General features: G+C 42.4%; 21 protein-coding genes. 9 read left to right on the forward strand and 12 right to left on the reverse strand.

Annotation, left to right across the window (positions count from 1 at the left end):
- Positions 1-61 precede the first annotated feature (61 nt).
- Genes H589_RS0105275 through H589_RS0105285 form a run of 3 tightly spaced genes read left to right on the forward strand, consistent with a single transcriptional unit; the run spans position 62 to position 3,028 of the window.
- Complete coding sequence (locus H589_RS0105275) at positions 62-766, forward strand: response regulator (RefSeq protein ID WP_027721073.1); 705 nt, start codon at positions 62-64, stop codon at positions 764-766.
- Positions 763-2,151 carry a sensor histidine kinase gene (locus H589_RS0105280; protein ID WP_027721074.1) on the forward strand — a complete coding sequence of 463 codons (1,389 nt, stop codon included), beginning with the start codon at positions 763-765 and terminating at the stop codon, positions 2,149-2,151. The genes H589_RS0105275 and H589_RS0105280 overlap by 4 nt, the downstream gene beginning before the upstream one ends.
- A gap of 13 nt (positions 2,152-2,164) precedes the next feature.
- Positions 2,165-3,028, forward strand: a complete 864-nt coding sequence (locus tag H589_RS0105285; RefSeq protein WP_027721075.1) for a type 2 periplasmic-binding domain-containing protein — start codon at positions 2,165-2,167, stop codon at positions 3,026-3,028.
- 139 nt (positions 3,029-3,167) lie between these two features.
- Here H589_RS0105285 and trpA read toward each other — a convergent pair whose 3' ends face one another.
- The 12 genes from trpA to H589_RS0105345 form a co-directional block, all read right to left on the reverse strand.
- Positions 3,168-3,935 (reverse strand): tryptophan synthase subunit alpha, encoded by a 768-nt coding sequence (gene trpA, locus H589_RS0105290; RefSeq protein WP_027721076.1) that lies wholly within the window; start codon positions 3,933-3,935, stop codon positions 3,168-3,170.
- Positions 3,936-3,949: 14 nt separating this feature from the next.
- Positions 3,950-5,128: a tryptophan synthase subunit beta gene (gene trpB, locus H589_RS0105295; RefSeq protein ID WP_027721077.1), complete on the reverse strand. Its 1,179-nt coding sequence runs from the start codon at positions 5,126-5,128 to the stop codon at positions 3,950-3,952.
- 2 nt (positions 5,129-5,130) lie between these two features.
- Entirely contained in the window at positions 5,131-5,763 is a 633-nt protein-coding gene (locus H589_RS0105300) for a phosphoribosylanthranilate isomerase (RefSeq protein WP_027721078.1), read from the reverse strand.
- Positions 5,760-6,539 carry an indole-3-glycerol phosphate synthase TrpC gene (locus tag H589_RS0105305; protein WP_027721079.1) on the reverse strand — a complete coding sequence of 260 codons (780 nt, stop codon included), beginning with the start codon at positions 6,537-6,539 and terminating at the stop codon, positions 5,760-5,762. The genes H589_RS0105300 and H589_RS0105305 overlap by 4 nt, the downstream gene beginning before the upstream one ends.
- Before the next feature lie 3 nt (positions 6,540-6,542).
- Positions 6,543-7,532, reverse strand: coding sequence for an anthranilate phosphoribosyltransferase (gene trpD, locus H589_RS0105310; protein ID WP_027721080.1), 990 nt, complete (start codon positions 7,530-7,532; stop codon positions 6,543-6,545).
- Positions 7,533-7,566: 34 nt separating this feature from the next.
- Positions 7,567-8,139, reverse strand: coding sequence for an anthranilate synthase component II (locus tag H589_RS0105315; protein ID WP_027721081.1), 573 nt, complete (start codon positions 8,137-8,139; stop codon positions 7,567-7,569).
- Complete coding sequence (locus H589_RS0105320; protein WP_027721082.1) at positions 8,120-9,535, reverse strand: anthranilate synthase component I family protein; 1,416 nt, start codon at positions 9,533-9,535, stop codon at positions 8,120-8,122. Before H589_RS0105320 ends, H589_RS0105315 begins: the two co-directional genes overlap by 20 nt.
- 158 nt (positions 9,536-9,693) lie before the next feature.
- On the reverse strand, positions 9,694-10,470 hold the full coding sequence (locus H589_RS0105325; RefSeq protein WP_027721083.1) for a prephenate dehydrogenase: 777 nt from the start codon (positions 10,468-10,470) through the stop codon (positions 9,694-9,696).
- Position 10,471: 1 nt separating this feature from the next.
- The gene (gene aroA / locus H589_RS0105330) at positions 10,472-11,806 is read right to left on the reverse strand and encodes a 3-phosphoshikimate 1-carboxyvinyltransferase (RefSeq protein WP_027721084.1); all 1,335 of its coding nucleotides are present in this window, start codon (positions 11,804-11,806) and stop codon (positions 10,472-10,474) included.
- An 82-nt stretch (positions 11,807-11,888) separates the two neighbouring features.
- Entirely contained in the window at positions 11,889-12,992 is a 1,104-nt protein-coding gene (gene pheA, locus H589_RS0105335; RefSeq protein WP_027721085.1) for a prephenate dehydratase, read from the reverse strand.
- Between the two features lie 6 nt (positions 12,993-12,998).
- Entirely contained in the window at positions 12,999-13,982 is a 984-nt protein-coding gene (locus tag H589_RS0105340; protein ID WP_027721086.1) for a 3-dehydroquinate synthase II family protein, read from the reverse strand.
- A gap of 18 nt (positions 13,983-14,000) precedes the next feature.
- Positions 14,001-14,798, reverse strand: a complete 798-nt coding sequence (locus H589_RS0105345; RefSeq protein ID WP_027721087.1) for a 2-amino-3,7-dideoxy-D-threo-hept-6-ulosonate synthase — start codon at positions 14,796-14,798, stop codon at positions 14,001-14,003.
- Between the two features lie 551 nt (positions 14,799-15,349).
- On the opposite strand from H589_RS0105345, the gene H589_RS0105350 reads away from it, so the two are divergent.
- The 6 genes from H589_RS0105350 (at position 15,350) to aspA (ending at position 23,513) form a co-directional block, all read left to right on the forward strand.
- Positions 15,350-16,720 carry an ammonium transporter gene (locus tag H589_RS0105350; protein ID WP_051249632.1) on the forward strand — a complete coding sequence of 457 codons (1,371 nt, stop codon included), beginning with the start codon at positions 15,350-15,352 and terminating at the stop codon, positions 16,718-16,720.
- Positions 16,721-16,750: 30 nt separating this feature from the next.
- Positions 16,751-17,080: a P-II family nitrogen regulator gene (locus H589_RS0105355; protein ID WP_027721089.1), complete on the forward strand. Its 330-nt coding sequence runs from the start codon at positions 16,751-16,753 to the stop codon at positions 17,078-17,080.
- A 163-nt stretch (positions 17,081-17,243) separates the two neighbouring features.
- Positions 17,244-18,464: an EAL domain-containing protein gene (locus H589_RS0105360; RefSeq protein ID WP_027721090.1), complete on the forward strand. Its 1,221-nt coding sequence runs from the start codon at positions 17,244-17,246 to the stop codon at positions 18,462-18,464.
- A 107-nt stretch (positions 18,465-18,571) separates the two neighbouring features.
- Positions 18,572-19,477: an EamA family transporter RarD gene (gene rarD, locus H589_RS0105365; protein ID WP_027721091.1), complete on the forward strand. Its 906-nt coding sequence runs from the start codon at positions 18,572-18,574 to the stop codon at positions 19,475-19,477.
- Between the two features lie 86 nt (positions 19,478-19,563).
- A complete protein-coding gene (locus H589_RS0105370; RefSeq protein ID WP_027721092.1) occupies positions 19,564-21,858 on the forward strand; it encodes a sensor domain-containing diguanylate cyclase in 2,295 nt (764 codons plus the stop codon).
- A gap of 236 nt (positions 21,859-22,094) precedes the next feature.
- A complete protein-coding gene (gene aspA, locus H589_RS0105375; protein ID WP_027721093.1) occupies positions 22,095-23,513 on the forward strand; it encodes an aspartate ammonia-lyase in 1,419 nt (472 codons plus the stop codon).
- The last annotated feature ends 97 nt before the right edge of the window (positions 23,514-23,610 follow it).

Raw genomic sequence — 23,610 nt, forward strand, 5'->3', positions numbered from 1 at the left:
CAATTGTAAAAACTGTGTTTGTAGACTTTTAAGAACAGCTCCTCATAGGTAGAAGAAGTAAATGAAACAACAACTCCCCATACTGATCGTTGATGATGACACAAAGCTTAGAGAACTGCTTACTCAATATCTTGAAGGATATGGGTATTCTGTTAATCTCCTGCCTTCAGGCGATAAGATACTGGAAACAATAAATGAAAATCCTCCGGCAATAATTATTCTGGATATTATGATGCCGGGAAAAGACGGTCTTGAGGTACTGCGCGAACTTCGCCCGCATTCCAACATTCCAGTTATTATGCTAACGGCCAAAGGGGAAGACACAGATAGAATTGTTGGATTAGAACTGGGTGCTGATGACTATATTTCCAAACCATTTAATCCACGGGAACTATTGGCCCGAATTAAAGCAGTGCTGCGCCGGGCACAAGATAGCAAAAGAACAGCTATCAATAATTCCGGGCAGATAACAGTAGCAGGGATAGTTTTGCACTTGGCCCATCAACGTCTTGAAATTGATGGAGAATCACTTGAACTATCTTCAACCGAATTCAAATTGATAAAAGCACTAATGGAAAATCCAGCCAAACCACTCACCCGTGACGATCTTATGACATCTGTTTGGGGCAAAGATTTTAATGCTTTTGACCGGTCAATTGACGTTCACATCAGTAAGCTTCGAGCCCTTTTAAAACCATATCCGATGCATGAATCACGCATCAAAACTGTATGGGGAACCGGATATATGTTCGTGAGCGAAATATGAGAATAAGCCGTCTGTATCTCAAAATATTTCTTTCTTTTATGTTAGTTCTTATAGTTTCAGAATTAGCCGTTTTTGCTTTTCTCCAAATGTCATGGGCACAAAGCCCTATTGTTAAGCACATAAATATACAGATTATGGCTATAAAAAACCTGACTGAAATGGAACTTGGAGCAAAATACATTTCTGCAGAATATGAGAGCAAAACTCTAACCACTTTGTTGCAAACACTTGGAAAATCATTCCATGCTCAAATATGGATCACCGGCCCATATGGTGAAATTGTAGCCTCCTCTGACAAAATAAATCCCAATATATCTGCATACACAAGTGAAGAAGCAACAAAATCTTCTGAAGGAATATATATTTATAAAAAAAAGAAAAAAGGGGTTAAAAATATATATGCAGTATATACAGCTAACTTACCAGAGGGGTATCCTTTTACCTATCACCTTGTACATTCTATTCATAAATTTACTGATGAAATGTGGTTCCTCCGGGCTCAAATTATTGTAACCATTATTGCGGCAATATTCCTTATTCCGGTTACCAGACGTATGATCAGACCGATTAAACTTATGACCCATACAGCCTCTAAAATAGAACAGGGGAATCTGAGGCAGCGTGTTGAAATAAAAGGTAAAGATGAAATATCAGAACTTGCAAGGGCTTTTAATAACATGGCTGAAGGGCTTGAAAAAAGAGTAAAATCAAGCCGGGAGCTGACGGCCAATGTATCCCACGAACTTCGCAGCCCTCTGACGCGGATGAGAATCTCACTTGAAATGCTCAAAGAAAAGATTGAAAACAACCAAACCTCTGGCTGCAAAACTTTTGTACATGGAATGCAACTGGAAATAAGCCACATGGATGAACTAATCGGCAAAATAATTGAATTCTCTAAACTAGATTTGGAAAAGTCTCCGGCGATGAATGAGACTGCTGACCTAAAAGCCCTGATCAAAGACCTGCTTTTTCAATATGAGCACAGTGCCAGCCGGAATAAATTAAAAATTAACGAAGAACTTTCAGAAATAAAAATTTCCAATTGCAACCGAAATGGGCTACGCGTTATAATAGATAACATTCTTGGTAATGCTTACAAATATACTGAAAATAAAGGAACTGTTTCGATCAAACTTTCTTATTCTAAAAACATAGCTAGAATTGAAGTAATCAACACCCACGCCCCATTACCAAAAGAAGATCTTGAAGAAATATTTAACCCCTTCCACCGCCTGAAAGGACATGAAATTCCAGGTTCAGGTTTAGGACTCGCTGCGGCTCAAAAAATAACATTGATTCATAATGGAGCAATAAGGGCCGAGAACTCTGTAGATGGATTTAAAATTATTGTAGAATTACCGACAAATACAGGGGTAGTTTAAAATAAAAGACAATATGGGTACCATGCGAATATTATTGTTTATTATCATAGCCACTTTAAGCTTCACATCATCAACTGAAGCCCGTGAGATTATATATGCTGCGGGACTGAAAGGTACAAAAACAGGCTATGATAAATTAGTAAAAGAAAAAGGAGGAGATCCTTTCGCTATAAAAGATTACACATCTCACATTGCATCCCGTCCGGTAACTTCACTACTTATCATTCAGCAGGCACTTAAAATGGGTGGTATGGATGCTGAAATACGTTTTGCAAGTTATCCAAATATAGCAAGAAGTCTTGCCGAAGTAAAAAAAGGTAAAGTTTCAATTCTGGCGACAGATATGTGGGAAATGGACTTTGATGATTCTGTTTACAAAACTGATCCTTTTATACGCAAAGGTGATTTTGAAAAAGGAATCTACACGTATAAAGACTCTCCCCTCCTGAAGTCCAAGCCTGATCTGAAACAACTTTTACAATACTGTCCTTTGACAGAATCTTCATGGACTATAGACATCGATCTTTTAAAAATGATGGGATTTAAAAGAATCCAGACTGCACCTAAATATGATCTACTATTTAAAATGCTCAATAAAAGAAGAGCTGATTTTTTACTTCTAGAATTAAGTAGAAGTCCAGATTTTATATACAAAAAAAATGATGCGCCTGTAAAAGTTATCAAGGGAGTAAAAATTATTTTCCCGTACAGTAGGCATTTCATGGTTTCAAAAAGACACCCGGATGGAAAAAAAATATTTACAGCATTACAATGCGGGCTAAAAAAACTTAGGGAAGACGGAACGCTGGAGCGGGCTTTATACCAATCAGGAATTAAAGACAAAAGAATTAAAGACTGGAAAGTTATATACCAGTAACCAGTATACGACCGACTGGCAGATAATTTTAGTAATACTCAAAAGGTTAATGAATTTAAAAGCGAAGAAGGGAAACTTTTTTGCACATAAAGTTCCCCTTCTTAATATATGTAGGAGTGTTAAAAACTCTTAACTTTATTTATTTCCAGACCTTCATAAACTCAGCACTGCTTTTACCTTCATCAATGTGACGGATAAGAGCGGACCCGAATACGGCGCCATCCACAAGTCCTTCCAGAGATTCCAGTTGTGATGGATTTTTAAGCCCGAATCCCAGAGCCACCGGAATATCAAATATTTCCTGAGCCTGTTTGAGCCCTGCTTTAATTTCTTCGGGCAAACTGTCACGGTCACCAGTGGTTCCCAGAACTGATACATAGTAGCAGAAACCATTGCCATCTTTCGCATAAAGGTCCATACGCTCAGGTTTTGTATTCAGCCCCACCAGAGGAATCAATGCGATATCATACTTAGCAAGCAATTCTCTGAATTCAACCCCTTCTTCATAAGGCAAATCTGCTATAATCAGGCCGTTGACTCCTGCTTCACGAGCATCTTTAGCAAATTTTTCCAGACCATACTGCAATACCGGGTTGTAATATCCCATAAGCAGGATTCCAGCCCTGATTTTTGCACGGTGATCAGAAAGACCAGCCAGAATCCATTTTAAATCTATTCCGTCGGCTAGACATTTAAGCGATGCAGCTTCAACAACAGGTCCATCAGCAACAGGATCAGAAAAAGGCATACCGATTTCAATTACATCTGCGCCATTTTCGTCCAGTTCAAGTATTTCTTTCCAGAATTGTTCACGGTCAGGATATCCACCTGGTAAAAACGGAATCAAAGCGGTACGGCCCTGTGCTTTAGCTTCATTAATTTTATCTGCAAGTTTGGTAATACTCATTTTATATGACTCCACTATTTTGCGTGATTCGCAAGGTAATCTTCCAGAATATCCATATCCTTGTCACCACGACCGGACAGGTTGACTATAACATTTGCTTCTTTGGGGATAGATTTCCTGTTTTCAAGCACCCAGGCTACAGCATGAGAGCTTTCAAGTGCAGGCAGGATTCCTTCCTTTTTGCACAGCATCTGAAAAGCATTCATCGCCTGATGGTCATTTACAGTGCCATACTGAGCACGTCCGATATCATGCAGATGAACATGTTCAGGACCTACACCGGGGTAATCCAGCCCGGCAGCAATTGAATGAGATGGCAGGATCTGACCTTCCTCACTTTGGAGCAGCAAAGTGTTCATACCATGCAGTACACCGGGAGTTCCCAGATTAATGGGGGCTGAATTTGTACATCCCGGTTCACCTGTTCCTGCAGCTTCAACCCCGACAATTTTAACTGATGTTTCCTGAACAAACTCATGAAACATACCAATAGCATTGGAACCGCCGCCGACACAGGCAACAACCATGTAAGGAAGCTCACCTGTTTTTTCCTTGAACTGAGCTTTTGCTTCACGCCCGATAACAGACTGAAACTCTCTAACCAGCAATGGAAAAGGATGAGGTCCGGCAGCAGTACCGAAGCAATAATGAGTTGTCTGCTGTGCAGATATCCACTTACGCAAAGCGGCATTAATTGCATCTTTGAGCGTTTGTGTTCCAGACTCGACAGGTACGCATTTCGCTCCCAAAAGTTCCATTCGGCGTACGTTATGTGACTGGCGTTTTACGTCCAACGCCCCCATATAGATTTCACAATCTAGATCAAGCAGAGCAGCGGCAGTTGCGGTTGCGACACCGTGCTGCCCTGCACCGGTTTCTGCCAGAAGCATTGGTTTACCCATCATCTTGGTGAGCAGAGCCTGACCGACAGTATTGTTAACTTTATGTGCTCCGGTATGAGCAAGATCTTCACGTTTGAGCCAGAGATTGAAACCCAGCTCACGGGAAATATTCGCGCAATGAGTCAATGCAGTTGGGCGACCTACGAAATCTTTCAATAAACGAGTGAATTCCTGCTGAAACTCATTTGATTTCATTATTTTTTCCATGGCCTCTTCAAGCTCAAGCAACGGAGGCATAAGCAATTCAGGCACAAACTGACCGCCAAATTTTCCAAAATATCCTTTTTTCATGACTATTTCCTCATCTTATCTGAGCGGATACACCCAAATGCTGCGCTCAATTTATTATTATCTTTAATACCGGGAGCCGATTCAACACCAGAATTTAAATCAACTCCATACGGCTTTGCTGTGGCAAGTGCTTGTGCGAGATTATCATCAGAAAGACCTCCGGCAAGAAGCCACGGCATAGGTACTGTCACATTCTTAAAAACATCAAAATTAATGGATACACCGTGCCCGCCTCCTGAACTACCTGCATCAAACAACATATAGGAACAATATGGTGCAAAGCGATCAATATCATCCTGAAACTCTTTGAACGACTCATACCGTTGAGGCCAAAGAACCTTAATGACTCTCTCTCTACCGATCGTCTTACAGAATTCTTCATTCTGAGCACCATGCAACTGAGCAAAATCAAGAGCACCGTTATCCATTATTCTGGCAACTTCAGCTGCGCTCTGCTTTACGAAGACTCCAACTTTTTTTGCTGATTCAGTTTTAATTGACCGGACAAACATTTCGTCCACATTGCGCGGGCTTGATTGGTGAAAAATGAATCCCAGAAAATCAACCCCCAACTTTTCGCAGGCGTTGACATCTTCTGCTCTGGTCATTCCGCACACCTTCACCAGCAGACTCATGACTTTGCCCCCGCCACAAGATCAGCAAGCTTAGCCTGTGGATCTGGACTGGACATAATAGAAGTTCCAACCAGCACAGTGTCGTAGCCAAGTTTATTCATTTGCATACAGTCTTCAGGCTCATTGATTCCGCTTGCACAAATCCATATTTCACCATCATCCTTCTGCCTGATGAAATCTATGGAGCGATTCATGTCTATGCCCAAGGTATCAAGATCACGGTTGTTAATCTGAATGATTTTAGCCCCGGCATTCTTAGCACGTTTAAGATCAAGTTCATCAAAGGCTTCAACAACAGCTGCAAGGCCGCACTCGTGAGCCTTGTCGATCATCTCTTTTAATTTTGCGTCATCAGCAAACATTCGCACGATGACCAGCAATGCAGATGCAGGAGTTGCCAAAGTCTGAGTCACTTGCAAAGGATCAACAAGAAAATCCTTACGCAGCATGGGCAAACCACAAGATTTTATTTCGTCGAGATAACTTAAATCACCTTTAAAATAATTCTCCTCAGTCAGCACGGAAATAGCAGAAGCTCCTCCGGCAGCATACATACTCGCAACATCCGCAGCGCTCAGCCCTAGATTAATATCACCTTTAGAAGGAGAGGCCCGCTTATATTCAGCAATCACGTTCATGCCTTCGGTGTTTCTACGTATGGCATCAGCAAATGAAGGACGGTCGCCAGTGTATGGAGCTGGAAGCCTGCCTTCAGATTCCAGCCTATGGAGCATATCCACTTCTGCTTGTTTTGATTTACGAAACTTATCAAGCATGGCTTAATATTCCTTATCAACGCCCTTGGCGACCTTAACTTTTGCTTTCTCAATACCATCTGCCAAAGAAATTCCGTCCATAAGTGAAATTGCTGCGCCAAGATTAAGGGCAACCATATCAAGCATAGCCTGCGGAGCATTCCCGGAAAGAACCTTACGGATAGTTTTCAAAGCTTCTGGACGGTTTTTAACAGCTACGTCTTCAGGAGTTGCCGGTGCAAAACCATAATCAGCAGGATTAATTTTAACCTCGGATAATTTACCATTCTCAACCAGAACCGCATCATTTATTCCGAACGGAGTAAGTTCATCAAAATTACCAGCTCCATGCACAACGTACGCTTTATCAACATTTGTCAAAGCCAGAACTTCTGCCATGAGATACATGATTTCAGGCCGTCCTACTCCAAGAATCTGATGAGTAGGACGGGCCGGATTAAGAAGCGGCCCCATCAAATTAAATAAAGTAGGGATACCTAGCTCCTTACGTATTGGAGCAATTTTACCAAATGCGGGGTGATAATTCGGAGCAAAAAGGAACACAAATTTATCCCGTTCCAAAACTTCACGAGCTTCACCTGCTGCAGTTCCTAGTGAAATGCCTAAATCTTCCAGGACATCGGCGCTGCCGCATGATGATGATACAGCTCGGTTACCATGCTTAACCACAGCATAGCCCATATCAGCTAGATAAAGTGCTACTGCCGTTGAACAGTTAAAGCTATTTGAGCCGTCACCGCCTGTACCGCAAGTGTCAATACGCGCACTGTTCAAGCCTTTGATAAGTTTAGCTTCACGAAGAGCTGCGCGAACTCCGGCCGCAACTTCAGTTGCGGTTTCACCTTTAATACGCAGCCCCATGAGCAGAGCTCCGGCCTGAGATGAAGTCATCTCTCCTGAAAAAAGACTCTCAAAAACACAATCGGCCTGCTCAGTTGTCAGGTCGCGCCCAAAAGTCAATTCAGTCAATGCGTCTGTTATACTCTGAGACATTTTCATTCACCTGCTTCTTTATATAATGATATTGCTAAATATTTCCGTCCAAAAAGTTTTTCAAAAGTTTAGGTCCATCTGGAGTCAAAATAGACTCAGGATGAAACTGAACTCCGACCCACGGACGATCTTTATACCTGAGTCCCATAACTTCCTGCTGGTCTGTCCAGGCGGTGAGCTCCAGTAAATCAGGTGCTTCATCGACATTTACGACCAATGAATGGTAGCGGCAGACCTCAAATGGATCATCAAGGCCACTAAAAAGACCTTCACCTTTATGATATATGTCTGAAGTCTTACCATGCATAATCCGTCCGGCCCTGACCACTGATGCCCCGGCAAAATGACCTAAAGTCTGATGTCCAAGGCACACTCCGAACACAGGAATATCTTTTGGAAGTCTGGATAAGAATTCCAATGACAACCCTGCATTTTCAGGATTACTTGGACCAGGGGAAAGGCATACTCTTTTAAGCTTACCGGATTCAGCCAGTTCAAGAATTTCTTCACGGTCATTACGTAACACAAGTGGTTCTGCACCCAGTTGCTGAAATGCCTGCACAAGATTAAAAGTAAACGAATCAAAATTATCTACGAGTAAAAACATCTCCACCCTCCGACTGCAAAATTTCCCTTAAAACTCTGGCCTTGTTGTTGCATTCCAACCATTCCATTTCAAGATCAGAATCATAAACGATTCCGGCTCCGGCCTGCCAATGGCATTTACCGTCACGAATCCACATGGAGCGTATAGTTATTCCTGTATCAAGATTCACAGAGTCTTTATCCAGACCGATGAAACCGATGCAGCCGCCGTAAGGGCCACGCGGTACATCTTCGATCTCAGAGATAATTTCCATGGCCCTTATTTTAGGAGCACCGGAAAGTGTCCCTGCCGGAAAAGTAGCCTGCAGAACATCTAATGCATCATGATCATCACGCAGATCGGCCTCAACATAAGAAGTTATATGCATAACGTGACTGAAATATTCAATCTGCATGAATTTTTCCACAGATACACTGCCGGGTTTAGCAATACGTCCGAGATCATTACGTCCAAGGTCTACAAGCATAACATGTTCAGCACGTTCTTTTGGATCGGCCATTAACTCTTCGGCATACTTGCGGTCTCCTGCTGCATCTTTACCGCGCGGACGAGTTCCGGCGATGGGACGGACTTCCAATCTGCCTTTTTCGCAGCGAGCCATCATCTCAGGGGAAGAACCAAGCAAAATCTCTTCTCGACTGAATTTCATGTAAAACATGAACGGAGAAGGATTGGCCTGTCTCAATCTGCGATAAAGATCAAAAGAATCACCACTGAACGGAGCAGAAAAACGGGTGGAAAGGACCACCTGAATACACTCACCGTCAGCAATCAAATCTTTAACTTTCCGAACTCCGGACATATATTTTTCTTTACCGGGAACAGCTACAGGCTCCCCTACTTTGGTAGGTTCGCACTCTGCTCCGAAAACAGGCGGTGTAAATTGAGGAGTTGCGTCCTTATCCAATGAAAGAAAACAGCAGCTGTGTTTAAGGTGATCAAATAATACCACCCTGCCCGGTAATGCTAAACGTACTTCTGCATCTTCCGCCGGAAGCTTATCCTTAAGTTTAGGTTCAAGCATACCGGCAATGCCATACCCCATAGTCCCGTAAAGCCCGCGGGTAAGAGATGGCAGTTCTCCAACTTCAGGTTGAGGATTTATATGCAAAGCCTTCATGACCGCACGCATACCATCCAGAAAATCCATTCCTGAATATGTAGCCAGACCGGCCAGCCTTGAATCAGCACATTCTACCGAAAGCTTACCGCTGACGGGTGAAAGCTTGAGTCTGAAATCCCATGCAATCAGACTGTATCTGCCAAGCCGCCCGTCAACCTCGGCACTCTCCAAAAGAATACCCGGCGCATCACCCACAAGCCCTAAATACAGACTGATCGGGGTCTGCGTATCAGCCGGCAACCATTTGCCATACTGAGTAAGTTCGATTTTCATTTTTCTCTCCATGTTAGATAATGAGCATTTGCCTGACTTTCACAGTCCTCAAAGACAAAGCTATGGTAGCCAAATAAATTCATTCTGATATTAATTCATAAAAAAAGCCGCATCCTCAGGGAGAATGCGGCTTAATATTGCGTCAGATACACTTCTCCCTAGGTATTGCTTTCACGCCACCACCAAGAAGCACGATCTGCAAGCAGATCCATATCACCCGCTGCTGCGAGGGACAGAAAAGAACGGAAAAGACGGATAGCTTCGAGGCTGTACTGATTAGCATCAGAAATAGTCACGAAAAGATCACTGTCCTGAGTTACCATCTTACGTGCAGACTCAAGCCTGCGCTTAAAAGACGGAGTTACAAATTTATCAATATTGGAAATTTCTCTGGAGCAAGCCAGAAAAGCAATTGTAGAACTGAAATTAAGAGCCTGAATCATAGCCATAGCCTTGTCATGCTCTTCCACTGTGGATTCAAAAGCACCGAAATCAAGTCGTTCAAAAAAATCTTTCACGGCCAGAAGTGCAGGCTTATCCTCTTCACGTTCAGTAACAAGCGCTACCGTTGGGTTAAAATCAGTAGGAATTACAGGGCCGAATAAAGGATGGGTCCCTACTACCGGGCCATCATAAACACGTAGCATCTGCTGCAAAGGACGTCCTTTTACAGAACCTACATCAGATAAAATTGCGCCTTCTTTCATATGCGGAATAACTAATGGCAAAACTTCATCCATTACTGTTACTGGAATGCACAAAAGGACAAAATCGGTATGCGGTAACTGGCGTGCCATTTCAGCCTCATCAAGAGGCTGGTCAAAACGGTGTACCAGCAGCCCGGCACGTTCAGCTTTGAGCGCGAGAAACCCACCCATCTGTCCGCGTGAACCGATGACGGCTATGCTGTGTATTTTATTAAACCCGCACTCCATCTTAACAACCGTTTCCTTTAGTTACTTTTGCCCACTCATCCCAGAAACCTGGAAAAGACTTTGCTACACATCCGGGCTCTTCTGGAATTGCTTCAATACCCGCCATTGAAAAAATAGCTGTGCTCATAGCAAGACGGTGATCATCGTAAGTACTGAATACAATCCGCTCGCCCTTTCTAAGAGGTGCAGGAATTATAGTGATAAAATCTTCACCTATTTCAGCTTTACCACCTGCTCTCATGACTTCTGCAGCACTTGCTTCAAGTCTATCACACTCTTTGATACGAAGATGTGCCACGTTAGTAATAGTGGTAGGACTATCTGCAAAAGCTGCAGCAACAGCTACTGTCGGGACCAGATCAGGACAAAGCCCCATGTCGACTTCTACTCCGTGCAGCTTTGAGGGATATACCGTTACACTGTGGTCATCACTTTCAATCTTTGCACCCATGGATTGCAGGATGCTCATAATTGCACGATCACCCTGAAGTGACTTAGTGGACATACCTTCAATTTTAACAGGTTTATTGCCTACCGCTCCTGCTGCAAGAAAATATGAGGCGTTAGACCAGTCACCTTCAACGTAATATTCATCACGTACAAATTTGGAAGGTTTGACTACAAAACGAATTTCACCGGGAACAACCTTTTCGACCTTTCTCCAGTCTACTTTTCTCCACCCTCCGTCATGTTTAACCTGGACCTCAAAAGAAATTCTGAAATCTTCCATAACATTGAGAGTCAGGGCAACGTAAGGCCATGAAACTGCTTTTTTACCTGTTACATTTATGGTTGTTACCTCTTTAGCTAATGGAGCAGCTAAAAGCAAGCCGGAAAGATACTGACTGGATTCTTCAAGGGAAATATTCATTTCCTTGCCACTAAACTCATGAGCCTCCAGAGTAACAGGAGGATAGCCTTTCTTATCAGAAAAAGTAACTTTCACTCCCTGCGATTCGAGAGCACAGGTCAATGCACCGATAGGCCGATCATGCATACGGGGAGTTCCCTGCACCCGGAAAAGGCCTTTTCCAGCGCCGGCAATAGCCGTGATTAAACGGCAGGTGGTACCGGAATCACGCATCTCAAGAACGGCAGGTTCTTTATCCCCGCCCTTAGGTCCGCTATTCATACCTGTGACAGAAGTTGCTCCGGCATCAACGTTGAACTCAGCCCCCATTGTACTAAGGCAATCCATTGTCCGATTGATATCATTACTGTCCAGAGGATCAAGAACAACTGTCGTCCCTTCTGAAAGAGCGCCCGCAATAAGAGCTCTGTGAGACAGAGATTTGGATGAAGGAGCCTTAACAATTATACAATTATCAGAAGTCATTATATTCTATCCTGACTATTTTCAGTCGGTAAAAAACTTTATTTAAGGAAAATACTGAGATGATCAACACATCTATATATAATTAGAACGTACTGCCGTTCTGTGATCCTCCGGGATAACTACCGAGAATCTTGAATGTTAGGCAGCGAGATTTAAGGTCTTCAATGAGACTTTCATATTCTTCAGCCCTGAGATCACCTTGTAAATCTACAAAAAACATGTATTTCCATTTTTCACCTAGAAAGGGACGAGATTCCAGCTTGGTCATATTAATATCTTTGCCGTACAACTCATTCAAAACTGAAACAAGAGCACCGGGTCTATCCGGAGTGGTGAAAAGTATGGTTGTCTTATCTCTTTTCCCTTCTTTACCTGGCTTTGGTCCTATAATAAGAAAACGAGTCCAGTTATCAGAAAGATCCTCTATAGCCTCAGCTACGACGTGCAAACCAAAAATATTTGCAAGTTTAACGTGTCCCAGTGCGGCTATGGGTTCATCACTGTCAGCAACCATCTGGGCTGCCTGAGCAGTAGAGTCCACAGGCACAAGAGGTACACCTGGCAGGTTGGCGCGAAGCCATCCGGTACATTGCTCTAGAGCCTTGGAATGTGAATAGACAGTTTTAATCTCATCAAGTCCAACACCCTTACTGATGAGCCCGTGACTGATACGATGGTATAGCTCGGCCTGAATATAAACCGGATATCGCATGAAAAGATCAACATTCTGTCCAACCGTACCCTTGAGCGAATTTTCAAGAGGAATGATACCTAAATCGGCTTCCCCCTTGGATACAGCCACAAAAATATCTTCAAAATTATTTTTGGGGATCATGTCGGCCTGACGCCCCATATGCTGTAGCCCTGCAAAATATGAAAAGGTTCCTTCCGGGCCGAGATAGACTACTCTTTCAGGTCGTTGCAGTCTGCGTGAAGATGAAATAATTTCACGATATATGGCTTCAAGGTGTTCTGAAGGAAGAGGTCCTGGATTACGTCCGGTCAGCCCTTGAAGAACTTCCTGCTCACGGAAAGGCTTAAAAATCTGATCAGAAGAGCCTGCTTTTATTGCGCCGACTGACAACGATGCAGCAGCGCGCTTGTTAAGAAGTTCTAAAATTTCACTATCGAGGGAATCTATTTCTTCTCTCAGACTGCCTAAATTATTTTTGCTGGACTCTGACATTTTTTATTATTCCTCTACAATCTCTTCGCTGATGCGCATACCGAAATGGCGTCCGGCTTCATCAATACGGCAAAGAATTTCATCACCCTTTTTCAGGGTTACAACACTTACAGGCTCACCTTTACCGCTGACCACTCGAATTGTCTCGGCGTTCTGCAAAAAGACTTTACCTGAAACAGGACCATTATCTGTAGCAACTTCTGCAGTTATGAGCAGCATAGGCCGTACTTCAACCTTACTTCTACCAACAACAGCTATGGAAGTGTTGCCCTGTGCGTCCACAATCAGAACTTCAGCACCTGAAGACAACTCTTCAAGATATGTAGTTTTATCACCCGGCATCTGTACATACGCATGAACAGCACCAGCATTTACTCGAAAAGGACGGGCTGCAACATATGGATTTGACTCAGTCTCAGCATGTACCAAAAATGTAAAAGCACTGGAATTCCCAGTAAGCATACCCTGCCCTTTCTTGAGCATTGAAATCGTATCAACACAGACCCGGTGTCCAAGACCTGCGGATTCAATATCAGTAATTACCGCCTTTTGTAATTCCATTTTACCCTGACTAAGTTTCAGTTCTGCAACAATTGTCTTCAGGTCCGCAGCTCCCTCGGGAGTGACCACTATGGTATCAGCACCGCGCTCAAGAACTCCTGCAGCAAGTCTTGCCCTGTCTAGGGATTCGGCCTCAAGAGCAAGACTCTCAACCTGAGCAAGAATATTTTCAACAGGAATGATTTCCCATCCGGCAGCAAGACAAACGTCTTTGCCTTTCTGAGCAAGGTTTACTGCAATTTCTTCATCCGACTTTTCATTGATGGCAACTGTTGGAATATCTTCCGGTGTGAGAACTGTAACACGTCCCAAAGACTCTATGTCCTTCTTACGATCTGGAGTGGTGAGGACAGCGTCAACACCGGACTCAAGCGCCAGAGTCACAAGGTTTTTATCAAATGGGATTGCTTTGTATATAATCTTTTTCATTACGATTTCCTGATTTTACTATTCGCCGATGTATTTGAGGGCATCATCTACGGATACATCTTCATGAACAATTTTGTGCAGAGCTTGAACAAGTCTTACACGATTTTTGTGTTGAAAAACATTTCGTCCAACAGAAAGGCCTGCTCCGCCAGCAGTAATGGAATCGGAAACCATCTGCAAAAAATCTCGAGTGGAATCAAGCTTAGGACCGCCGGCAATAACAACCGGAATGCAACATCCGTCAACAACTTCACCAAATGTCTCAACATTTCCAGTATAAGAGACTTTAACGATGTCAGCGCCCAACTCTTCTCCCATCCTGGCACAGTGAGCAACGACTTCAGGATCAAATTCATCTTTAATTTTAGGACCACGAGCATAAACCATAGCCAGAACAGGAACACCCCAGCTGGTAGCGGCAGAAGCGACTTCACCTAGATCGGAAAGCATCTTGGATTCAGTCTCATCACCAAGATTTACATGAACGGAAACGGCATCAGCACCAAGACGGAGACCATCTTCAACAGTGCCGACCAGAGTTTTTGCATTTGGAGTGGGAGAAAGGGAGGTTGAAGCTGAAAGATGGACAATTAATCCGACGTCTCCGCCTTCTTCACGGTGAGAGCAGCGAACAAGGCCCTTATGCATGAGCACCGCATTTGCTCCGCCTTTCACCATGTCATTAACCGCTCTGCGCATGTTACGCAATCCCTTGAGAGGCCCGACACTAACACCATGATCCATAGGGACAATGATTGTTCTGCCGGTATTACGATTGATTATCCGCTCTATTCGTACACTTTTACCAATCTGCATTTTATTTCTCCATCTGGTTAGCCTCTGCTTGAGAGCTCCGCTTTCCTGTGGCGGCCTGGATAAAAGAAAAGGGCCGCCGGCGAGTCTTCGCCTGCGGCCCTTCGTAGAGGTCGTTTGCTTTATTTCGTTTTCTACTTTTTAAACGAGCAAACCTCCACCTGACCACAAGCGTGGGTGCACCAAAAATAAAAAAAGTAGAAAAAATATGAGAGGCCGGTGCCCAAGGTGTTAAATGTCTGCATGGGTTTTAATTAACCAAACTCGAAAAAAACTGTCAACAACTTTCTTTATTTTTTTACCATCATTAATATAATGGCCGATATTTGTTATTTTGCATACTATGTTTACGACACTTAATTTTATAAATTTTACCTTTTTGTAATTTAATACTGAAAAATATACGACAAAAAAGTACAATAATACAATTTTGTAATCGTATTTTTTAAGTCTTCTTAAAAATATCCTGCAATTTAAACAACTTACAATATTGGCACAGTCCGTGCTTAGGAAAACTTATCCTTGAAGCAATCAACACCCCTAAGGAGGACTGTATGACTACTAAACTTTCACTGGCGGGCCGTAAAATTCCGGCCCTTGTAACTCTCTTGCTCCTGGCAGCACCTACCGCAGCATTCGCTGGCGAAGAGTTCATGACTCAGACCCACGCCAATATTCTTTGGACACTTCTGGCAGCAATTCTCGTTATGTTCATGCAGGCTGGCTTTGCTTGCGTAGAAGCAGGTTTTACCAGAGCAAAGAGTGCCGGTAACATCCTGATGAAAAACTTTCTTGATTTCGCCCTTGGATCAATCATCTTTTACCTGTTCGGTTTCGGACTGATGTTCGGCCTTGATGCCGGCGGGTTTGTAGGAACTTCAGGTTTCTCACTTGCAGGCGTCGGTCTTACCGACCCTGACTCACAGTGGACTTTGACATTCTGGTTCTTTCAGTCTGTATTTGCCGCTACAGCAGCAACAATCGTATCCGGTGGTATTGCAGAACGCACAAAATTCAGTGGATATATAATCGTCACCTGTATAGTAACAGGTCTGATCTATCCTATTTCAGGACACTGGGCATGGGGATCTCTCTGGCTCGGCGATTCAGGTGCAGGCTGGCTTGAAGGCCTTGGATTCATGGACTTTGCAGGCTCAACAGTTGTCCACTCTGTTGGTGGATGGGTTGCTCTTGCAGGCGCAATGATGCTTGGACCCCGCATCGGTAAATATACCGCAGACGGCAAAGCAAAAGCTATCCCCGGCCACAACATTCCTTTAGCATCCCTCGGCGTATTCATTCTTTGGTTCGGTTGGTTCGGTTTCAACCCTGGCTCAACTACAACAGCTGACGGCTCAATCGGTCTTATCGCAGTAACTACAAGTCTCTCTGCATGTGGGGGAACAGCCGCAGCAATGTTCACCTCATGGTTTAAATACGGCAAACCGGATATTTCCATGACCTGTAACGGTGCGCTGGCAGGACTGGTAGGTATCACCGCCGGCTGTGCAACAGTAACACCTTCAGCATCAATCATCATCGGAATTATTGCAGGTATCCTCGTAGTACTCTCAATCGAATTTATTGATAAAATTCTCAAGATTGATGACCCGGTTGGTGCAGTTTCCGTTCACGGTATATGCGGAGCATGGGGAACACTTGCTTGTGGCCTATTCACAGCTCCCGCACTTAATGACGGAGCAGGCGGCCTCTTTTACGGCGGCGGATTCTCTCTTGTAACTCCACAGCTTATCGGTATCGCAGTATGCTTTGTCTGGGCTTTCGGTGCAGGTCTGATCGCATTCTCCATCGCTAAGGCAATACTTGGAATCAGAGTAACAGCTGAAGAAGAAATGAAAGGTCTCGATATTGCTGAACATGGCATGGAGTCCTATAACGGTTTCCAGATCTTCTCCAACGAATAATCGAACCATCACATAGAGAGGAACAATATAATGAAACTTATCATCGCATATGTCCGCCCCGAGTGCCTGACTCCGGTTAAACAGGCTCTCTACACAAAAGGCATTTACTCAGTATCAGTAACCAACATACTCGGCTCAGGAAGACAGGCAGGATTCACCGAAACATACCGTGGCGTAGTTATGGAAGTAAACCTGCTCAAAAAAATCCGCATTGAAATTGGTCTCTGCGAAGAAAAACTGGACTCAGCGCTGGAAGCAATTAAAACTGGTGCCCAGACAGGTAAAGAAGGTGACGGTGTCATCTTTGTTCAGGATCTCAACAGGACCATCAGAATCAGAACTGGTGAAGAAACACTATAACCCCAATCAGTGTATAAATGGCCGGCCATATCATCGGCAGAAATAGCCGGCCAAGGTTTGATGACCACCTCCATCAAGCCTAGCTCGGCCGGAAGGGACTTCCCACCCTTCCGGCCGTATTAATAAAATAAATTAATTTGATCAGTTGAAAACGGTTGCTCATATGAATACATCTCCTACGATCGCTATCCATGAAATAATAGAACGTGAATGTTTAATAACGGTCCTGCAGCCACTTGTATCCATGAACCGTAAATCCCTGATTGGTTTTGAAGCTCTTTCCAGAGCAGTTAACCCTTATACAGGCGAACTGATCCCCCCTGTAGAACTTTTCTCCATGTGCAAAGACCTCTGGACTTTAACCAGACTCGACAGAGCCTGTCGCAAAAAAGCTCTTGAAACTTTTGCCCCCATTTCCAAAAAAGACCGTACCCTGCTTTTATCTATCAACATTGATGCAGCAATAATAAACAGTGATACGATAGACTACGGATTGACCGGTAAAATGGCTGCAGAATGCGAAGTCTCAGTAAGCAATCTTATTTTAGAGATAATTGAATCAAAGGCAGGCAGTGATCTGACCCTGGAAAAATTTGTTGAAAATTCACGAAAACGCGGTTTTCTCATAGCACTTGATGATATTGGGACGGGCCATTCCAACTTAGATCGAATTCCTAAACTAAAGCCTGATATAATCAAAATAGACCGCTCATTGATTACTGATATCAACGAAAAGTTTCACAACCTTGAAGTAACACGTTCATTGGTAAATCTGGCAAAAAGCATAGGCTCTCTGCCACTTGCTGAAGGAGTAGAGACAACACAAGAGGCCTTAACGCTCATGAGCCTTGGGATAGATGTTTTTCAGGGATACTATTTTGGTAAACCAGTGTCTGCAGACATAGCGCTCGATACTGACATAGCACCAATACATTCACTGGCTTCCCGATTTAAAACTCATATGCTTGAGAAGCTCAACAGACAGAAAATTATGGAAAATTCGTACAAAAGAATGACCAGAAAACTGCGTGAAGCACTAATCGACGGATCAGAATGTACTGCTGATTTTATCCTTTCATCTTTTATTACAGAAAACTCAACTATTGAATGTGCCTACATTATCGATACAAACGGAATTCAAAGATCTGAAACAATTTGCAATCCTTTCAGACTTAAAAAAAGCAGAAGACTGATTTACCAGCCTGCCCCCATAGGCGCTGACCATTCACTTAAAGAGTACTACCTGACAATCAAATCAGGCAAAACATGGCATACAACAGACCCGTACATATCTCTTGCCTCAGGAAATCAGTGTGTAACTGTCTCCACCAAGCTTTACGATAGTCCCAAATCACCTATAGTATGCATAGACATAAGTACTTAAAAAATTTAATAATTAGATAAAAATTACAACATAAGTTTGATTGCAAGTAGATCTTTATTGGCTTAATATTCCCGACTAAACAAACTATTATTACGGATTCGGGATAGATGAACAAAGATACTCATGATGGATTATTTTTCGCAGCAGGCGCTTTTGTCATGTGGGGCCTGCTGCCTGTTTACTGGAAATCTCTAGAATCAGTTCCCCCTCTGGAACTTCTATGCAACAGGATCGTCTGGTCCATGTTTTTTGTAGCTGCACTGATCACATTCAAAACTCGCTGGTCAGAAGTAAGAACAGCGCTTAATGACAATAAAGGTAAATTACTCCTTGTAATCAGCAGCTGCCTGATTGGATGCAATTGGTATATTTACATTTGGGCAGTAAACAACGGACATGTGGTGGACACAAGCATGGGCTATTATATGACACCGCTCATGAATGCTCTTCTTGGCTGCATCTTCATGCGAGAAAAACTTAATAGAATACAAGTTATTGCTATATTAATCGCAGCATGCGGAGTTGCCTTTTCTATTTTTGATTATGGTAAAATTCCGACTATAGCGCTTACACTGGCAATATCTTTCGGACTGTACGGACTTGTTCGCAAAGTTATGAAAGTAGAATCCCTGCCGGGACTATTCGTGGAAACAGCAGTGCTGTTTCCACTTGCTGCAGGATATCTTATCTGGCTCGCAATTACAGGAGAGATCAGCTACCCTAAAGTCGGGCTCAATGAAAATATACTTCTCATAGGTGCCGGAGCTGCGACTTCACTGCCTCTTATTTTCTTTGCAAGCGGGGCGCGTAAACTCAGGTTGGTAACATTGGGAATGATGCAATATATTGCGCCAAGCCTTGCACTAATACTAGGAGTTTTTGTCTATGGAGAATCATTTAGCTGCACTAGATTTATAACGTTTGTTTTTATCTGGAGTGGTATTGCAATTTATATTGTCGATGGACTTCGAAGCAATGCCCAAATAAAGCATAACTTAAAACACTCTACTTAAACATTTATAATTTCTTTTTGAACAGGCATTAAATATCGAGCGTGAATACAAACAATACTTGGTTGGTTTATTCATCGGAGCCTCTCATGCATCACACAAAGCACGATTTTTTTTTCCTGACTAACTGGCTTCCATTTAAATTGGTGCTAGTAATACTGACAATTCTCATTGTAGCAGGAATTGCAGGCCATTTTCTCGACAGCGCAGCTATAAGTGATCAGAAAAAGATCTATAATCAGCAACAGGCTGATAACGCAAAGCTCGCAGCTACAGCCATAAGCGATAGGCTTATGACTATTTCTAAGATATCACAGGTTTTATCACAGTACTCACTGAAGGATTATATTGAAAACAACCGCTCATCCAGTTCGATTAATAAGCTGTTCAGAGTCACACAGGTTGAAGAAAAGTCCATAATTCTTCTAAGCCTCCATACAAGTCCTTTTACAGAAAAACTGACCTCCGACACCAGCTCTTCCAAGCTTTCGATTGCCCATAATATGGCAAAAGAATGGACCGCTAAATATTATTCAATATTATCGGGTATGCGCGAAGGTTTTATAACTCCTCCACCTAACATTACTGAGGAAACCAAGCTTATTGGTATGCTCATACCAATATGGATCGGCAAAAATTTTTCCGGTGTTCTGACCGTAGTAATAGACCTGGGACAACTTATCGATAGATACATGACTCCCATGCAGATAGGTAAATATGGTTCAAGTTTTATAGTTGATGGCTCAGGTACTGTTGTTTTTGACCAGGATGAAAAAATACTGGGAAAAAATGTGTTCGATCTACACCAAAACTTTCCTGACCTAATTCAACTCGATTCGTGGATGCTCCATGAAGGTTCTGGAAAAAGTAATTATACATATTATTCAGAGCACAAAGAGCAAATACTTAAAAAACTAATTGCGTGGGATACAATCAGACTCGGCACATTAAAACTTGTCGTTGCCATTTGTACACCTGAAGCAAAAATAACCAAAACAACCACATATGCACGTTCAGCCCAAATAGGTATAATGGTATTAATGGGTTTTACGATTTTTACTGCAATTTTCTTATTCTATTACTACCACTCGAAACAAATTTTAATTTCACAGAATAAAAAACTTAGCCTTAAAGACCAGATTTTTGAAGCAATAGCAGCAAATGTACCGGGAATAATTTATAAATATGAACTGACACCTCCTCATACATTACAATATGTAAGCCCTAAAATTAAACAAATCACCGGTATTGATCAGCAGGAATTTATTTCTGGAGGATTGCTCAAATACATTTCAATGGTCCACCCGGAAGACCGTAACAAGATAAAATCTAACATTGAAAAATCACTCAGCAAAAATGAATCTTTTACTGTTGAGTACCGACTTATGCAAAAAGATGGTTCAATTAGGTGGATATTTGAAAAAGGTACAAAACTTGTTGATCAAGACAGTGTTGTTGGTTTCATACTTGACATTACTGAACGTAAAAAAAGAGAATATGCATTATTCGATGCTGAAAATAAATACCGGAGTATTGTCAACAACGCCCCGTTAGGAATTTTCCAATCGACCCCAGAGGGTAAATTCATTAGCGCCAATCCACAAATGGCTTCTTATTACGGATATATATCTCCAGAAGAATTAATTTCCGAAGTATCAGATATTTCAAAGCAATGCTATGTTTCACCTGAAAGCAGAAAAAGACTTGATACAATTATTAATAAATTCGGACGCACTGATAGATTTGAGGCAGAACATATAAACAGTAAAGGATTCACTTTCTGGGCTTCTGAAACCATCACTGCTGTTTATGACGATGATGGTAAAATAATTCGTTATGAAGGTTTTTTAATCGACATATCAGAAAGCAAAGAACACGAAGAAACCCTGCGACGTCTGGCCATGTATGACAATCTAACAGGGCTCCCTAACAGAGTTCTATTTGATGACCGTATTAAACAGGCAATTGCACATGCAAAACGCACAAAACTGAAAGTAGCAATACTCTATGCGGACCTTGACAACTTTAAGCCTGTTAATGATGAGCTTGGTCATATTGCAGGAGATGCGGTATTAAAGGAGGTTGTTGGAAGATTTAAAAACTGTCTGCGTACAAGTGACACTGTTTCGCGCATAGGCGGCGATGAATTTATTTTTATTCTGCAAGATATTGCTTTAAATAATCAAATTGAGGCTGTAGCACACCGCATTATTGAATCCATGCGTTCTCCATTTTATCTGGCAGACAAAAACTACAGACTAGGAGTAAGTATAGGCATTACTGTTTTCCCTGACACCTGTAATGAAAAAGACGACCTGATTCGTATTGCGGATGAAGCAATGTACAGAGCTAAAGCAAATGGTAAAAATCAGTTTTCATACTGAAATGAACAAAATTTGATACCTTTCTAAATAATATTTTTTACTGCCTAAACTCTGTGCAGTGAAGCCTCAACAAGTTGTATTGACCCCCAGCGTTAATATGATAAAAATGATTATGGGTATAAATTTTAATTAATCTCAATTTCACTGTACTCTTGTGTATTATGGACAAGTATTTTTCAGCAATTCAGGAACATACACTTAAACCTTTCTTTTACTCACAATGTTGGAGAAAAAAAATGAATTTTCGTAAAGAACACGATTGCATCGGACCTAAACAAGTTCCCGAAGAAGCATTCTACGGAGCTCAGACCCAAAGGGCTTTTGAGAATTTTCATATTACCGGAATCCCCATTTCACACTATCCGCATATTATCTATGCACTTGCCAATATCAAAAAGGCTGCAGCAATTACCAATCAGGCTCTCGGTAAACTCGATGATAAAAAGACGGAAGCTATTATTTTCGCATGTGACGAACTTTTGGCCGGCAAATATCATGACCAATTCATTGTCGACATAATTCAAGGCGGCGCAGGAACATCCACTAATATGAATGCCAACGAAGTTATTGCCAACATTGGTCTTGAGAAAATGGGTTTCAAAAAAGGTGAATACGACAACCTGCACCCCAATATTCATGTAAATATGGCTCAGTCCACTAATGATGTTTATCCAACATGCCTGAGGTTGACCCTGATTTCAAAAATGAATCAACTGATTGATTCCATGGAATATTTACAAAAAAGTTTTGCCTCAAAAGGTGAAGAATTCAGTCATATACTGAAAATGGGTCGTACACAGCTTCAAGATGCTGTGCCAATGACACTGGGACAGGAATTCATTTCATACTCAGTTATGATAGGTGAAGATATTGAAAGAGTACGTGAGGCAAAAGAACTTATCTGCGAAATAAACATGGGGGGAACAGCTATTGGGACAGGTCTCAACGCCCCTCCCAGGTATGCACAGATGGTAACTGAAAAGCTTAAAGAAATTACTGGGTTAAACCTTATACTGGCACCTGACTTAGTTGAAGCAACTCAGGACACAGGAGCTTATGTTCAGCTTTCCGGAGTACTTAAGCGTGTTGCTGTTAAAATATCTAAAATATGTAATGACCTGCGCCTACTTTCATCAGGGCCACGCTGCGGACTGAATGAAATTAATTTACCACCCATGGCTCCCGGATCATCCATTATGCCAGGTAAAGTCAACCCGATAATTCCTGAAGTGGTCAACCAGATTGCTTTCACAGTTATAGGTAGTGACGTAACTGTCAGCATGGCAGCTGAGGCCGGACAACTTGAACTTAATGTCATGGAGCCTGTCATTGCAGCAAGCCTGCTCAATTCCCTGACCATTATGCAACGAGGTTTTCGAACCCTAGCTGACCGCTGTATTTCCGGAATTACTGCCAACGAAGATATATGCCGTGGCTATGTCGAAAATAGCATCGGCCTTGTTACTGCACTCAATCCATATATTGGATATGAAAAGTCAACACAAGTAGCGAACGAAGCTTTAAGAACCGGAGGTTCCGTTTACGACATAGTAATCGAGAAAGGATACATGTCTAAAGAAGAACTTGAGAAAGCTCTATCACCAGAAAACATGATACATTGTCACCCACTCAATCTTGGTGCCACATTGAAATAATTGCTAAGTTTAAAATATGTCCCTCCTAAAGCGACAATCAATAGTCATTAGGGGGGACATAGTCCAAGCAGAGTTAATCACGCATAGATATATTTTA

It is taken from the genome of Maridesulfovibrio zosterae DSM 11974 (assembly GCF_000425265.1).
Taxonomy (GTDB): Bacteria; Desulfobacterota; Desulfovibrionia; order Desulfovibrionales; family Desulfovibrionaceae; genus Maridesulfovibrio; species Maridesulfovibrio zosterae.